Below are 15,446 nucleotides of genomic sequence, written 5' to 3'. Positions count from 1 at the left end.
TAGGTGGCAAAAGAAGTGAAAATACTCCTTTTGCCACCTATTATTTTTACATGCCTTGTTTAACAAAAGCTGTTTTCGTAAAGATTGCTACTCTTCAACTAACGGCGCAGGTTCGTTGAAGAAGGAAATAAAAATATCTTCAAAGGAACATCTTTGACGCAAAGAGTAAAGGCAAATCCATAGACGGTTTCCTAAATAATTTTAAAATTTTTGAACGAAATGAAGCATCGCTCCGTCTAATGGAGGAAGGAGGCGAAAAGGATGGAATTTGAAATCGTGCAGCGTGCTATTCGTGGGGATCATCAAGCGATACTTTCACTTATTGAAATGGATGAAGATATTTTATATCGCATGGCTTTTACATATCTGAAAAATGAGGAAGACGCTTTAGACGTGATGCAGGACCTAGTTTACAAGGCACTGAAAAAAATGCATACCGTTAAACAGCAAGAATATGCCAGAACATGGCTCGTGCGCGTCTTAATCAATTGTTGTAAAGACCATTTACGAAAACGTCAACCAACCGTTTCAATTCAGGAACATCACCAAGTTGAATGGGTCATCTACTCTGATATGGAGAGGTTATTGGAACACTTATCCTTGTCGGAGCAGCAACTCGTCTATATGAAATATTTTCAGCAACTAAAAAACAAAGAAATTGCCGAGTTAAATCAAATTCCGGAGGGTACTGTAAAGTCTAAGCTTCATCACATACTAAAAAAGCTTAGAAACTTCGCTGGAGAAAAGGAGGACTGGCTATGAGTAAACTACCGATTAACGTTCCAAAAGAGAAACTTCAACAAGTACGGATGGATATGTTTCGTAAAGTTCAACGAGAAAAAAGAGCAAAGAAGCGCATTGTTTCGGTTTCAATAGCCTTTTTGTTTTGCTTAAGCTTTTTATTTTCAATTCGTGTTTCTCCTACTATTGCTAGCCATGTTGCAAAAATACCTGGCTTTCAAGCAATTGTATCTGCGGTTGTAAGAGATAAAGGGATAAAAGATATTGTGGACAATGACTACTATGAAGAAATCAATGCGACGCAGTCTAAAAATGGACTATCGCTTACATTGCAAGGCGTGATTGCAGATAATTCAGGATTAGTACTTTACTATGACGCCGATGCCTCATTTGATATTTCGGAATTACACTTGGAGGAAGTTCATTTGTTTCAAGGGAACGAAGAAATTAAAGGGGGTTCATTTACAAGCAATTCATCACATCAAACACGCATCTCTTCTTCGGTAGATTATAGTTTTTCAGAGCCTTTCGCTTATACATCAAAGGATTTTAAAGCGGTTTTTCGTTTTTATGATAAAGATAAGGGGAACATTGAAATGACGATACCGTTTTCACTACAAAACGAAATCGCAAAGGAAAAAATTATTACTGCGAATCGTATTGTAGACGTAGGTGGTCAGAAATTTACGATTACACAAATTCGCCGTTCTCCACTAAGAACGGCAATCGATATTGAATTAGATGAAGCGAATACGATGCAAATTTTAGCGCTTGATGATATTGCGGTCGAGACGGAAAATGGGGAGCGAAGAGAAGCGGTCGTTAAAAATGCCATGTATATAAGCCGAAATATTCGCGACGGCAAATTCACACTAAATTTACAAAGTAACTATTTCCATGATTCAGATTCACTCAAAATATTAATTGGAGCTGTTCATGCCGTTCCAAAGGGCGAGGATTTTATCGAAGTTGATTTTGGCACAAAAGAAGTACTCACGAAGCCCGAATATTTGGATTGGGATATTTCTTTGCAGCAAGGTGTATCCGTTGCTGCAAAGAAATGGGATGATAGAGTGCGACATTCGTTTCTAAATAGTGCTGTAAAAGCAGATGGCACACCGTTAGAATTTACAGGTGGCTCTTACTCAGATGATGAGCAGTACCTATATGCAACGGAGAACTTTGAAAATTATGATGGCAAAGCAAAATTATATATTAGCTATTACTTCAATCCTATTGGAAAAAATATTGAACTGAATATTCCATTGAAATAAAGTAAAGATGTTCAAAAAGGCTCTCCTTTTTGAACATCTTTTTAATTTTTTCATACTTGTGGTAATATTCCTGTATTAGGTCCGGGTAAAGCCTACCGAATCATTTCAACAACAATCTTTTAGAAAACAGCCTTATCAAAAGAAGAATTAAGGTAAAGGAACTAAATAGTCGGAAACATCTTTTTGAGAAACTAGGCTATTTATTAATTATTCCATAATATACTAAATCCTCGTATTTACCGTCTTTAATAATATGTTCCTTTAAAATTCCTTCTTGTTTCATGCCAATCTTCTCCATTACTTTTCCTGAAGCAGGGTTCGTAGAAAAATATCGAGCAAACACTTTATGCAGTTTCTTTTCTTCAAAAGCAAATTGTACAATCGATTGCGCTGCCTCCGTGGCATAGCCTTTTCCCCAATACTCCTCGCCAATCCAATAGGCTATTTCACCTTGATTAAAATGTTTATTATTCGATAACGCAATGGCACCATATAATTCGCCAGTTTCCTTATCTGTAACAGCAAACTCGTACGAAATATCCTCCATAAAATAATCGTAATGATGTTCTATCCATGATAATGCATCATTTAAGCTATAGGGATAAGGTAGGTACATGGTGCTTTTATAAATATTATAATTATTGCAAAGCTTTGTAACCGTTTCTGCATCGGATTTTTGAAATAGTCTAAGAACGAGTCTTTCTGTAGTAATCATTAACTTTTCACGAACATATCTCATTCAATCATCTCCATTTATCAATATTTTATAAAATGAAAATCACCAAAATTAAGAATGCCAAATGTTAAAACGTATGCCATGAGATAAGTTGATCTTCGTTTCGACTGGGCGACTCCTTGGGGATCAGCGATAGAGGAACGAAGGCTAAAACCATCACATCCTGTGATAACGCCTTCGTGACCAACATCGTGTTGGCCCGAGACCCTGCAGCGAAGCGAAGCGGCAAAGCGCCCAAACGGAACGGAAATCAACCCTACGTTATGGTGATAGGACTATAATTATAAATTACATTATATGGCATACAGAAAATTCTAACAATACATGAAAGAGTTTTTCTGTTTATTCTTCCCAAACAAAAAGACAGAATCACCTGGAAGTGATTCTGTCTAGTTCAATTAGTTGAGTTTTTGAATAAAAACAACCTTTAAGTAATTGAATTCTGGGTATTCACGTGGGGCACGGAAATCCTTTGGTAAGCTAAATTCTTCAACAATTTTATAGGCTGTTTTAGTTTCTTTAAATGCTTGGTCAATAAAGCTCTTGAACTTTTTCATCCCAAAGCTTGCATTGTTCGTTGAAGCAACAATGACACCGTTTTTCTCCGTAATGGCGATTGTATCTACGAGTAATTTAGGATAATCTTTCGCAGTTGAGAACGTTCTTTCCTTCGTACGTGCAAAGCTAGGTGGATCTAAAACGACAAGGTCAAATTTTAAATTATGGCGCTGAGCATATTTAAAATAGTTGAAGACATCCATTACTTTAATATCCTGTGATTCGTAGTCAATACTGTTGACGCTAAATTGCTCAATTGTTTTAGCTAAACTACGCTTGGCTACATCTACACTAGTTGTTTTTATTGCTCCTCCAAGTGCCGCTGCGACAGAAAATGCTCCCGTATAAGAGAACGTATTTAGCATATTTTTACCGTCCGAATAACGATCACGAATGGCAAGTCTCACTTCTCGTTGATCAAGGAAAATACCTGTCATGGCTCCATCATTTAAATTGACAGCGTATTTCATACTATTTTCCGTTACGATAATCGGAAATTCGCCGGGTGTTCCCATGACGAAATCGTCCTGTTCCATATACTGTCCTTTAGTATCGAAACGTTTTTTCTCATAAATGGCTTTGTAATCTACTGTCTCTGCTAGTGCTTCATATACCTTTTCTTTAAATGAGTAAATGCCTGCGCTATACCAGCTTATCATATAGTAAGAATCGAAAAAGTCGATTGTCATACCGCCTATGCCATCACCTTCGCCATTAAAGATTCGAAAGGCTGTTGTTTGAGAATCGTTGAAAAATGCTTCTCGATTTTGAATGGCCTTTTTAAATTTTTTCATAAAAAAGGCTTTGTCTATTTTTTCGTTCGCATCGTTTGTTAGCACCCAACCAATACCTTTGTTTTGTAAGCCATAGTATCCTGTGCCAATAAAACGGTTATGATTGTCCATAAGTCTTAGAAGTGCACCTTCTTCTTTAGGAAGATGGCGTGCATCAACTGCATCTTTTGAAATGAGAGGATAGCCTTTTTTTAATTGATCAGAAAAGGGATTGTTAATTTGTAAAGCAGTAGTTTGTGTCATGTTGTCATCCTTTAAAAAACATTTTGCTCTATTATCGCACTATTTTATGCTGATAGACAAACTTATTTCACGAAATTAGCAATTTTTTCAGCTGTTTCGATCGTTGCTTGTTCGAAAAAATTCATTTTACTAAAGTAGCTATGGATTAAACCAGTCATATTTACATGCTCAACAGTCACTCCGGCATCCGTAAGCTTTTGTGCGTATGCAAGACCTTCATCGTAAAGGACATCTGCCTCTGCAGCAATAATGATCGTTTTCGGTAAAACACTTAAATCCTCAATCTGAAGTGGGGAAACAAGAGGATCCATATAGTTTGGTTGATCTGTGTAATGACCTGCAAACCACTGCATCCCTTGTTTGTCTAAGCCGAAGTGTTCCCCGTAAGCATTGTAAGAAGTCGTTGTAAAATCAACATTGACTACAGGATAAATAAGTGCCTGTGCTTTAATCGCAGGTCCATTTAATGTCGCAGCTAAGTAGGCGACAACTGTTGCTAAGTTTCCGCCTGCGCTATCACCAGCGACTGTAAGATTTGCGGTATCTCCACCGAAATTTCCGATGTTTTCGTAAACCCATACGAAACTGTCATAAGCATCGTAGAGCGGGGTAGGGAATGGATATTCTGGTGCTAGGCGATAATCAACCGATACAACGATTGCTTGCGCTTTTTCTGCTAATAGCTGACAGCCTGCATCCGTAGAGTCTATATTTCCAAATACCCAACCGCCTCCATGATAATAAACAATGACTGGAAGTTTTTCGTCTAAAGTAGGTCTATAAATACGCACATTAATTTGTGCACCATCTCGAACTGTTATTTTTCTATTGTCAATTGCCGCGAGCTGCGGGCTATTTGGTAACGTACATTTTGGCACTATTCGAACGGCTCTCGCTTCTTGTGGTGTTAATTCATAGTACTGTTTAGAAGATTCACTTGCTTTTATATAATGGATCGCTTCATCTCTTAATTTTGTCATCTTCATCAATCCTTTAAATTTCTTTTGTTAACCTTATTATAAACTATTCTTATAAAAATACTAGGATTTAGAATCAGAAAAGAAAATAATTTAATTTCTAAGCAGAAATAATCTGATTGTAAAGTAAAATTATGTTTATAATATAATGAACGATAGTATTTGGAGGGACAATATGATTTCTTTAATTGTGGCACATGATAATAATTATGTGATTGGCTATGAAAATGGCATGCCGTGGCATTTGCCTGGGGATTTAAAATATTTTAAGGAGAAAACGATGGGGAAGCCAATGATTATGGGGCGTAAAACATTCGAATCCATCGGTAGACCGCTTCCTGGTCGACGTAATATTGTGATTACTCGCGACGATAGTTACCATGCGGATGGGATTGAAGTAGTGACAAGCTTAGAGGGTGCCCTCGCCCTTGCTGGGGATGTTCCAGAAATTATGATTATTGGCGGCGAGCAAATTTTCCGCTTATGCATGGATATAGCAGATCGCTTGTACATTACAAAAATCAATCATTCGTTTAATGGGGATACATACTTCCCGAAATATGAGCAGGATTATGTACAAGTATCCTCAGATGCACCAGAAACAGCACCAGAGGGTTACACATTCCAATATGAGATTTTTGAACGTAAGAACTAAAGAAAATAGGTAGAAGCACGGTTAAGAATGACTGTGCTTTTTTTGTTACTAAATAAAGGTGTTTGGAAATATTTGTAGAATAAATGATTGTAAGGCTCATCAGCATAACGTGGGGTTGATTTACGTTCTGATTGGGCACGTAAAATTCGATAAGTCCATCGCAGTTGATGGAAAGAAACGTCAAAGTGACGGAAAGAGCCACCAAAGCGACGGAAAGACCGCCCGTAGCGACGGATAAAATATGAGAAGGGGAGCATCTGTGAGAAAAATAACCTTATCAAATGGAGAAACGATAGAAGTTGAATGTTTGAGCTGTGCAATAACGAGTGGACGCATTGAACTGGATGGGGGCGTAGTCATTGAAACGGATTATTTTCATGCCCATCAAGATGTTGCTTATCCGATAAAAGGATTAATCATCTTGGCTTCTAAGCGCCATATTAAATACTTTGACGAACTAAACGATGAGGAAAAAATAGATTATATAAACCTTTTATCAAAAATCAGAAAGGCTCAAAGGGACGTTTTGGGGATAGAGTATGTTTATTATTTTTATAATGAAGATACGACACACCATTTTCATACGTGGATGGTGCCGCGCTACGAATGGATGTACGAATTTGGACGTTCAGTAGAATCGATTCGACCCGTTCTACTTCATGCGAGGAATAACATGAATAATGAAGAAAATAAGCAAGAAATGATGTGGGCAATAAAGGCATTAGCGGAGGAACTAAGAGGTAACACCCAATAACAAAAAAATCGCTCCTAGGTATGTGTAGGGCGATTTTTTTTGTTTAATTTTTATAAGTAAAAATAAACACAAGCATACATCGCACCACAACCAGCTAACACAAACAAATGCCAAATTGTATGATTGTAGGGAAGTGAGCGCCATGCATAAAAGAGAGCTCCAATCGTATAGAAAAGCCCGCCCGCTAACAGTAAAGCAAAACCATGAAAACCTAAGAAAAGATAGACAGGTTTTACAGCAAAAATAATCAGCCAGCCCATACCGATGTAAAAAATTAAAGAAAGTTTCTCAAATCGATTAATAAAAAAGCATTTAAAAATAACGCCTAGTATCGCAAGTGACCAAATTATACATAATAAAGTAATGCCCAGCGTGCCACCAATTGCGATTAATAGAAAAGGTGTATACGTTCCTGCAATTAAAATGTAAATAGAGGAATGGTCAAGAATAGCGAAAAAGTGCTTATATTTTTCTGGCATACTATGTAGCAATGTTGACATTAAAAATAAAATGATCACAGAGGCACCAAAAATAGAAAACGTAGTAATTTGGAGCGCACTTCCGGTTTGTACAGCTGCTAAAATTAGAACAACTAACGCTGGTATACTTGCGATAAATCCAATGCCATGTGTAATGGCATTCCACAATTCTTCCTTCCATGTTTTGTAGTCAAAAGAATCTATCATATCGAACACTCCTTTCGTGCATATGTTTACTATACCCCAATAATTTTCATCCTGGTATTTACATTTGTCATGTTTTCAACATCAAAAGTGTCATATAAATGTTGAAATGCTTGAGGGACTTTGTTAGACAAGGAATCGACAAAGCGCTATAGTATCCAAGGAGCGAATACAAATGGACTGAAACGAGTGAAATCTAATGACAAATGTCATGTTTACATAATGATTCATTAGTCTATATAATAAATTTTAATGAAGTAAAAGGATGTGTCGAAGTGGGACGAATTCATATAGTAACGGACTCAACTTGTGATTTAACAAAGGAAGAAATAGCACAGCACGGTATACATATTGTGCCTTTAACGATTCAAATTGATGGAAAAACATATACAGATGGTGTTGATATAGAGCCACAATCTTTTTTAGGGACAATGAAAAATGCCGAAAATTTACCGAAAAGCTCACAACCTGCACCGGGGAAATTTAAAGAATTATACGATGAGCTAGGTAAAGACGGAGATCAAATTATTTCGATTCATATGACTGGTGGTATGAGTGGAACAGTTGAATCGGCTCGTCAAGCAGCGCAAATGGCGGATGCAGATGTAACTGTTATTGATTCACGTTTTATCGCCTTTGGTCTAGCTTTTCAATTACGTGAGGCAATTAAAATGCGTGATGCAGGTGCTACTGTCGAAGAGATTATTGCACGTCTGGACAAGGTTCGCGAAAATACGTATTTGTATGTTGTTGTCGACACACTTGAAAACTTAATTAAAGGCGGACGAATTGGGAAAGGTACAGGTTTTATCGGTTCATTGCTGAACATAAAGGTCATTGCAAACTTAGAAGGTGGCGCTTACAATCCTGTATCTAAAGTACGTAGTCATAAACAGGTTGTGAACTACTTATTTAAACAATTCCAAGCGGATACTGCTGGAAAAACAGTAAAGGCAGTTGGAATTTCTCACGCTGAGGGACTAACAACGATGGGTGGACCATTAAAAGAATTAATTGAGGGAACAGGTTTTAATGAAGTAGAAATTGCCTTTACTTCACCAATCATCTCGACACATACGGGCCCAGGTGCAATCGGTTTTATTTATTTTGCAGAATAATATATGAGAGCTACTACATAAATAATTGTAGTGGCTTTTTATTATTGAAAGGTAAATACCTATTTATACAATCAGAAAAATGTTGTAAACTCCACTTTTTAAAGAATACCTAGGTATAGCCACTTTTCATTGCAGTACGAACTATTCTATAATAGAAGTAAGCAAATGATGGAAGGTGGTCAAATGAGCATTTGGCGAATGATAGTTTTGTCATGTTTGACCGTCATAGTACTAAGTGGTTGTGCAATATCAATAGATGAACCGAATCCGCAAGCCGAACCAGAAGGGGAGCACGCAGGGACGGAGCAAGATATGAAACAGGATGAGCAACAAACAGAAAATGAGGAAAAAACCTCAAAGAATGTATTGACGCAAATTTTTGAACATTTTTTTGAGCCATCACCAGAGGATTTACGGAAAATTGATGATAAAAACGCAAAGCAACTACAATACTTAGCACTCGGAGATTCTTTAACAGCCGGTGTTGGTGATGAGTATAGTAAAGACGGTTTTGTTGGAAGATTAACAGATTCATTGGGAGCTTGGCCCTCGATTTCAGATGTTGAAGTCGATAATCGAGGAAAAAGAGGAAGACGTAGTGATCAGCTATTAAAATTAGTGGAAAAAGGGCATTATGATGAAGAGTTGCAAAAAGCACAGCTCATTTCAATTACTATGGGTGGAAATGATGTCATGAAGATTGTTAAACACGATCTGTTTAATTTGAAACGCGATGCTTTTGATAAAGAATTGCGGGCATATAAGAAACGCTATAGTAAAATTATTGAAGGTATACGAGCAAAAAATCCAACAGTGCCTTTATTACTTATCGGTTTTTACAACCCATTTTCAATCGTGACAAATGAAGCGAATGAATTTGATACAATTATTACCGAGTGGAATAAAGTCATTGAAGACATAGCAAAGAAAGATACTAATGCGTGCTATGTATCAGTGGAGGACTTGTTTGATTCAAATAAAGAGCTCGTTTATCATACGGATTTCTTCCACCCAAATGCAAAAGGCTATGACAAAATGACAAATCGAATTTTAAAAGCAATGGAGAAATGTAACATGGAACAAAAGATTAACAAGGAAATAGGCTTCGAGGAGTGACGAAATGAATAAATGGAAATTTGCATTTTTTGCCTTAGCAGGCACAGTGCTTTTTGCAATCCTCCTCGTCGTTTTTTTAGCAACTAGACCAGTAGATGGAGTAAATTTTGCGGAGAGTTCAAAAGGTGAAAATGAAGTAAAAGGAAATGTACTTGTTGTGCAAACAACAAGAAAGGAATTGGAATCTATATCGAAGAAGTATTTAAAGGATGCGGGGTCACCATTACCGTTGGACTTTACGATCGGTGACGATATTCAATTGAAAAGTACTTTAAAGGTTTTCTATACAGAAATCGATATTTCTATGAACTTCGAACCGATAGTCGATGAGAAAGGGAATATTATTTTAAAACAGACAGGAATGAATGTTGGGCTGTTGAATATTCCGCCTGAGACAACGATGAAAATTATGCGAGACACGGTGGACTTCCCTTCTTGGATTTCAATCGATCCAAATAAGGCAGAAATCTATATTGATTTATCGCGCATTAACATTGCTTCAGGATCTCGTATCAAAGCAAAAGAATTAGACTTACCAAAGGATAAGATTTTACTGGAAGTTATTGTTCCTGGTGCATAAGGAGTGAGATAAATGGCAAAGCAATATGCAACATTTGCAGGTGGTTGTTTTTGGTGTATGGTCAAGCCTTTTGACGAAACACCTGGCATTGAATCAGTAATTTCCGGCTATACGGGTGGACATGTTGTCAATCCAACATATGAACAAGTATGCTCTGAAACGACAGGGCATGTTGAAGCGGTTCAAATTACGTTTGATGATGAGATATATTCTTACGAGCAATTACTCGCGACATTTTGGACTTTAATAGATCCAACTGACGCTGGAGGACAATTTTATGATCGTGGAGAGTCCTACACAACCGCGATTTTTTACCACAATGATGAGCAGCGTGATTTGGCTGAACGTTCTAAGGCAGATTTACAAGCATCTGGTAAATTCGATAAGCCAATCGCAGTGAAAATTTTATCGGCAAGTTCGTTTTATTCAGCTGAAGACTATCATCAATATTATTATAAGAAAAATCCAATGCACTACGAGCGTTATGCGGTCGGGTCTGGTCGTAAAGCATTTCAGGAGACAAACTGGGGGGCTGAAAAATGAATAAAGAACAACGTTTAAAAGAGTTAACGGACATGCAATATTATGTAACACAGGAAAGTGGAACAGAGCCACCGTTCCGCAATGAATTTGATAAGCATTTTGAAGAGGGTATTTATGTAGATATCGTTTCAGGTAAGCCGTTATTTAGCTCATTAGATAAATTCGATTCAGGCTGTGGCTGGCCAGCATTTGCAAAGCCAATTGAAAAGGAAGAAGTAGCTGAGCATTTCGATACATCTCACGGGATGCGGCGCGTAGAGGTTCGAAGCAAAGAGGCTGATTCCCATTTAGGACATGTCTTCCCAGATGGACCAAGTGAACTTGGAGGCTTACGCTATTGTATTAACTCCGCAGCACTCCGCTTTGTACCAAAAGAGGATTTAGAAAAAGAAGGCTATGCAGAATACCTTTCATTATTTAAATAACAACAACTCCTAGCAGGATAGATCGTGCTAGGAGTTTTTTTATGGTTTTAAAATGTTTTTTTGAATCGGTAGCGACGGATAGAGCCATCGAAGAGATGGATCAATGTTGTTATAAAATAAAGTTGTACTGTTTTTAAAAAGTCGTACCGTTTTGAAAAAAGTTTAACCGTTTGTAAAAAAGATGAACCTTTTATTGCACTGGATTTCAGTTTAACTTCTAATGCTTGAAAGAATATTTTGAAAATAATCTGACTAATTTAGGGAATTTGGTATATAATTAATTATTGAAAAGGAGGAGTTTAACATGAGTACACTAAAAAAAGGGGTCGTAAAGTTTTAATTTTAAGAGAAGGACCATCTATTGACCCAAAAACTATGAATTCTTCTCTTAAATAACAAAGAGGAGTTTTTAACATGAGAGATTCGAGAATAAAGATGTTTGAATATAATGGATGGAGCAATAATAAGGTTTTTGAACATTTAAGTTCTTTGCCATCCTCAGTTCTTACTAAGGAAATTATGAGTGTTTTTCCTACTTTAAAAGATGTTTTAGTACACATCTATGTAACAGACCTTGGCTGGCTTGATGCTATTAAAGGTCAAGAAGACAAAGATATAGAGGAACTGGCAAAAAAAGTGAAAAACCTCGCGGATACTACAAATGGTAAGAGTCTTAAGGAATTACGAGAGCTATATCATTCCTTACATTTAGAAATTCTAGATGAAATTGAAAACATTGATAATCTAGATGGTGAGGTAAATGTTCATTTTGGTTATGCTAAGTTCTCTTATATTGACATTGTTAATCACATTGTAAACCATGGAACTTATCATAGAGGTAACCTTACAGCAATGCTTAGACAATTAGGGTATTCAGGTTGTCAAACTGATTACTCGTTATTTTTGTTTGAAATCTAAATATAAATATTTAAACAGACACTAGATTTTTCTAGTGTCTGTTTTTATCAATCCATCACCCCTAGTTGAAGAAGAATCACAAAAATGATCGATCTATTTTATAAGAAGCTCGTTAATTGCATTAAATTAGTATATGTTTTGATCAAACTTTTTTCAAAACAAGCTCTTTCTATTTAGTCGTATATCAAGCTTATTGGCTTTAATTTAATCAAAATTTATTTTAAAGAGATGGATCAACTATCAAGCGACGGATAGACTCTTCGAAGTGACGGATAAGACAATCAAAACGACGGATAGTCCCATCAAAATGGTCTAGAAACAATAAAGCCATTTAATTTAATCTGTTAAAATACGACCTATATCCATCACAATTTAATAAATATTAAATGATCGACCTAGCAATTCTAAATCCGATATCATCAATAAAGAAACCAGGCATACTCTTACGGCGACAGGTAGCTCCACATCCACGTTCTTCCTCTGCCCAACTTCCTCCTCGAATTATTCGGTAATTGCCAAATATCTCTTCATCGTATAAGTCCCAGCACCACTCCCAAACATTTCCTATCATGTCGTGCAAGCCCCATTCATTAGGCATTTTTGCTCCAACATTGTGTACATGTTCGTTAGAATTGTCTTTATACCAAGCGATTTCATCAATTTCGCCATACCGATATCCATTTGATTTTGCTTGACATGCATATTGCCATTCAGCATCTGTCGGTAATCGAAATCCATTTGAACTATGATTGCAGACAACTGATTTACTTTTCTGATCACAATCATAAAACTTGTCATAGCCGAGAGCGTCAGACAATGAATTACAAAAATTTACTGCCTCTATCCATGAAACATTAACAATTGGTTTTCGATCATTTATTGTTGTTAAAAATTCCTTCCCCATAATCATCGCATAAAGTTCTTCTGTCACAGTATATTTGGCAAGATAAAATGGCTGTATCTCAACATTCCAATTAACTTCCTTTAAATTTTTTCTTATACCCGGCATTCCAAATTTATAGTTTGAACTAATCCATTTTTGCTCGTTTCGAAAATCTCGTAGGCGAATTTCTCCTTCAGGAATATACACCATTAATTCTTTTAAGTAATGATTTAAATTCGTTAACATTGTCCTCTCCAAATCTGAACCTATTGTTTTTAAACACTACGATCGCCATGAATGAATTATTTTAAAATGCTCATTCTTTGACGCCAGATCATGTATCTGCTCCATTAATAATGAACATCTTTTAAAAGATTTTATTATTTTTTAAACTACACTAGTAGTGATTCTGAGACACTTTAAACTTTAAATTCACTGACAAGATTTCGCAGACTATCGGCTTGTTGAGCAAGCTCTGTGGCAGCGGCATTAATTTCCTGCATGGATGCAGATCCTTGAGTTGCCGCAGCAGCAGAAGTGACTGTGTTGGTAGCTGATTGTTCAGCATAGGCATTCACATGGACAAAATCATTCGCTACAGCATTGCTATAATCAAGTGTTAAAGCAATTTTCTCCACCATAGTCGCGATAATTGTCGTCGTTTCTTTCGTATGCGTTAAAATATTGGTTAAAGATTGATTTGTTTCATTCGTTACTTCAACGCCACGAATAACGGACGATACACCCTCGTGGTTTTGAGAGATGATGGATGTTACTTCGTCTTGAATGGACGTTACAATGGATGTTACTTCGTTTGCGGCATTTTGTGATTGCACAGCAAGCTTTCGAACTTCATCAGCGACAACCGCAAAGCCTCGTCCGTGATCACCAGCGCGTGCTGCCTCAATTGCCGCATTTAGGGCCAGTAAATTTGTTTGCTCTGAAATAGCAGTAATTGTGCCGATAATAGATGTGATGTCGGCGGATTTTCGACCAAGTGCTTCGACTGTGGTAGTCGTAGAGGCCATCGTTTCTTCTATAGATTGTATGACTATTGAAGATTGTTGAACGGAGCGACTGCCTTCATCAGCCGCTTGCTGCATAGCCAATGATGCACGCTGAACAGCATTTGCTTGCTCATTTAACTGGTGTACAGAATGCTCAAGATCACTCATTTTTTGTTGCGCGCTAGTCATACTGGAAATGGTATTCTCACTATCACTCGCGATATCTGCTGTAGCATCTGCAATATTCTGTATTGTATGGGCATTTTCATCGGCTAATGACATTAGCTCCTGGCTACTGCTTGAAACATGGTCCGCCAGATTACTGACACGTTTAATCAAATTAGATATAGAATCAATAAGCGTATTGGTTGAAGCGGCAATAGTTGAGAATTCATCATGATTACGAACTTGAACACGTCGGGTCAAATCGCCACCAGCCTGTGCAATATCGAGAATGGAATGGTTAATAGCCTTTGTATTGTTTCTTAGTGATTTAAATAACATATAACCAAAAATAATAATTGCAATAAATCCAAGTATTGAAATGAAGAAGAAAGAAGTAATAGATAGTGTTACTTGCTTGTTAAGCTTATCTAATTTTGCTTTGTTAGCATCATCCATAACCGAATTAATGGACTCGATATTTTTATCAATATACACCTTCATTGTTTCTCCAGTACCGCCAATCACGAGTTTACGAGCTTGTTCGAGACCAAGTTCATCACGCATTGTCATGACCTTTTTAGAGTATTCAAGGTAATTTTTATAATATTGATCGATCGCCAGTATATGACCTAATTCTAGTTCTCTTTTTGTAAACTGTTCTTCTAAGGATTTTATTTTTTTATCGATGGAATCAATTTTCATATTATATGAAGTAGCAAAGCTCCCGTTCCCGGTAATTAAATAGGCTTGTTCTAAATTAGTGAGCCTCGCAATTTCATACGCAAGTTGGTTGACAGTTAATTGTTCCTGAACGTTTTTCTCAGTAAAATCCTTCATTTGTCTTTGCAGGTTCTGTATATTGATATACGATAATAAACCCATTGTGCCATTAATAACAATAATGAGAGAAAATATAATAAGCACTTTGCCTCGAATTAAATGGTAAAAACGTTGTCGTTTTTCTTTAGTAGGAGGGAGATTATGCCTATCGTCTTGTACTTTATTTGCTTTCTTTTTTGAAAAGCTAGTTTTAAAGAGAGACGGGCGTTTCTGTACGGAGTTCCTGGATTTATGAGAGTTTTTCATCGCCATCACCTTCCTATTTTTGAATAGTTGATTTAAATTTTACCTTAATTTTCTAGGTATTTCTATCGTTTTTTCTAATAATTTTCATTTTTCAGACAAAACGTGCATATTATTTTTCTGTGACGAAAGTCTAAGGAACTCACGAAAATTGTTCTATTAATAAAAGTAGGAGAAAATGCTTAATAGATAT

The 15,446-nt window shown here is 36.7% G+C and carries 16 protein-coding genes; 10 read left to right on the top strand and 6 right to left on the bottom strand.

Going from position 1 to position 15,446, the window contains the following annotated elements; genetic code table 11:
- The first annotated feature begins 261 nt into the window (after positions 1-261).
- Both ACIQLB_RS16715 and ACIQLB_RS16710 read left to right on the top strand, forming a co-directional pair.
- Positions 262-762, top strand: coding sequence for a sigma-70 family RNA polymerase sigma factor (locus ACIQLB_RS16715; RefSeq protein ID WP_400728061.1), 501 nt, complete (start codon positions 262-264; stop codon positions 760-762).
- Complete coding sequence (locus ACIQLB_RS16710; protein ID WP_400728058.1) at positions 759-2,015, top strand: DUF4179 domain-containing protein; 1,257 nt, start codon at positions 759-761, stop codon at positions 2,013-2,015. The genes ACIQLB_RS16715 and ACIQLB_RS16710 overlap by 4 nt, the downstream gene beginning before the upstream one ends.
- A gap of 196 nt (positions 2,016-2,211) precedes the next feature.
- Here the strand turns inward: ACIQLB_RS16710 and ACIQLB_RS16705 are convergent, their stop codons facing one another.
- The 3 genes from ACIQLB_RS16705 to ACIQLB_RS16695 form a co-directional block, all read right to left on the bottom strand.
- Positions 2,212-2,754: a GNAT family N-acetyltransferase gene (locus tag ACIQLB_RS16705; protein WP_400728055.1), complete on the bottom strand. Its 543-nt coding sequence runs from the start codon at positions 2,752-2,754 to the stop codon at positions 2,212-2,214.
- Between the two features lie 395 nt (positions 2,755-3,149).
- Positions 3,150-4,346, bottom strand: a complete 1,197-nt coding sequence (locus ACIQLB_RS16700) for a class I SAM-dependent rRNA methyltransferase (protein ID WP_400728052.1) — start codon at positions 4,344-4,346, stop codon at positions 3,150-3,152.
- Positions 4,347-4,408: 62 nt separating this feature from the next.
- Positions 4,409-5,326: an alpha/beta hydrolase gene (locus tag ACIQLB_RS16695; RefSeq protein ID WP_400728049.1), complete on the bottom strand. Its 918-nt coding sequence runs from the start codon at positions 5,324-5,326 to the stop codon at positions 4,409-4,411.
- A gap of 172 nt (positions 5,327-5,498) precedes the next feature.
- On the opposite strand from ACIQLB_RS16695, the gene ACIQLB_RS16690 reads away from it, so the two are divergent.
- Positions 5,499-5,978, top strand: coding sequence for a dihydrofolate reductase (locus tag ACIQLB_RS16690; protein ID WP_400728046.1), 480 nt, complete (start codon positions 5,499-5,501; stop codon positions 5,976-5,978).
- 259 nt (positions 5,979-6,237) lie between these two features.
- A complete protein-coding gene (locus ACIQLB_RS16685; RefSeq protein ID WP_400728043.1) occupies positions 6,238-6,732 on the top strand; it encodes an HIT family protein in 495 nt (164 codons plus the stop codon).
- A 50-nt stretch (positions 6,733-6,782) separates the two neighbouring features.
- Here ACIQLB_RS16685 and trhA read toward each other — a convergent pair whose 3' ends face one another.
- On the bottom strand, positions 6,783-7,418 hold the full coding sequence (gene trhA / locus ACIQLB_RS16680; protein WP_400728040.1) for a PAQR family membrane homeostasis protein TrhA: 636 nt from the start codon (positions 7,416-7,418) through the stop codon (positions 6,783-6,785).
- 272 nt (positions 7,419-7,690) lie between these two features.
- Between trhA and ACIQLB_RS16675 the strand changes: the two genes are divergently transcribed.
- The 6 genes from ACIQLB_RS16675 (at position 7,691) to ACIQLB_RS16650 (ending at position 12,115) form a co-directional block, all read left to right on the top strand.
- The gene (locus ACIQLB_RS16675; RefSeq protein ID WP_400728038.1) at positions 7,691-8,533 is read left to right on the top strand and encodes a DegV family protein; all 843 of its coding nucleotides are present in this window, start codon (positions 7,691-7,693) and stop codon (positions 8,531-8,533) included.
- A gap of 183 nt (positions 8,534-8,716) precedes the next feature.
- A complete protein-coding gene (locus ACIQLB_RS16670; protein WP_400728035.1) occupies positions 8,717-9,649 on the top strand; it encodes a GDSL-type esterase/lipase family protein in 933 nt (310 codons plus the stop codon).
- Between the two features lie 4 nt (positions 9,650-9,653).
- Positions 9,654-10,229 carry a YpmS family protein gene (locus tag ACIQLB_RS16665; protein ID WP_400728032.1) on the top strand — a complete coding sequence of 192 codons (576 nt, stop codon included), beginning with the start codon at positions 9,654-9,656 and terminating at the stop codon, positions 10,227-10,229.
- A gap of 12 nt (positions 10,230-10,241) precedes the next feature.
- Positions 10,242-10,772: a peptide-methionine (S)-S-oxide reductase MsrA gene (gene msrA / locus ACIQLB_RS16660; RefSeq protein WP_400728029.1), complete on the top strand. Its 531-nt coding sequence runs from the start codon at positions 10,242-10,244 to the stop codon at positions 10,770-10,772.
- Positions 10,769-11,197, top strand: coding sequence for a peptide-methionine (R)-S-oxide reductase MsrB (gene msrB, locus ACIQLB_RS16655; RefSeq protein WP_400728026.1), 429 nt, complete (start codon positions 10,769-10,771; stop codon positions 11,195-11,197). The genes msrA and msrB overlap by 4 nt, the downstream gene beginning before the upstream one ends.
- A 414-nt stretch (positions 11,198-11,611) precedes the next feature.
- Positions 11,612-12,115 (top strand): DinB family protein, encoded by a 504-nt coding sequence (locus ACIQLB_RS16650; protein ID WP_400728023.1) that lies wholly within the window; start codon positions 11,612-11,614, stop codon positions 12,113-12,115.
- A gap of 382 nt (positions 12,116-12,497) precedes the next feature.
- Here ACIQLB_RS16650 and ACIQLB_RS16645 read toward each other — a convergent pair whose 3' ends face one another.
- Together ACIQLB_RS16645 and ACIQLB_RS16640 are read right to left on the bottom strand one after the other, a co-directional pair.
- Positions 12,498-13,244, bottom strand: coding sequence for a formylglycine-generating enzyme family protein (locus ACIQLB_RS16645; protein WP_400728020.1), 747 nt, complete (start codon positions 13,242-13,244; stop codon positions 12,498-12,500).
- 173 nt (positions 13,245-13,417) lie between these two features.
- Positions 13,418-15,256, bottom strand: coding sequence for a methyl-accepting chemotaxis protein (locus tag ACIQLB_RS16640; protein WP_400728017.1), 1,839 nt, complete (start codon positions 15,254-15,256; stop codon positions 13,418-13,420).
- Between the last annotated feature and the right edge of the window lie 190 nt (positions 15,257-15,446).

This window comes from Lysinibacillus sp. NPDC092081 (genome assembly GCF_044755845.1).
Lineage (GTDB): Bacteria > Bacillota > Bacilli > Bacillales_A > Planococcaceae > Lysinibacillus.
Note: the sequence above shows the minus strand (reverse complement) of the source record. Positions and strands in the feature narration are given on the sequence as shown.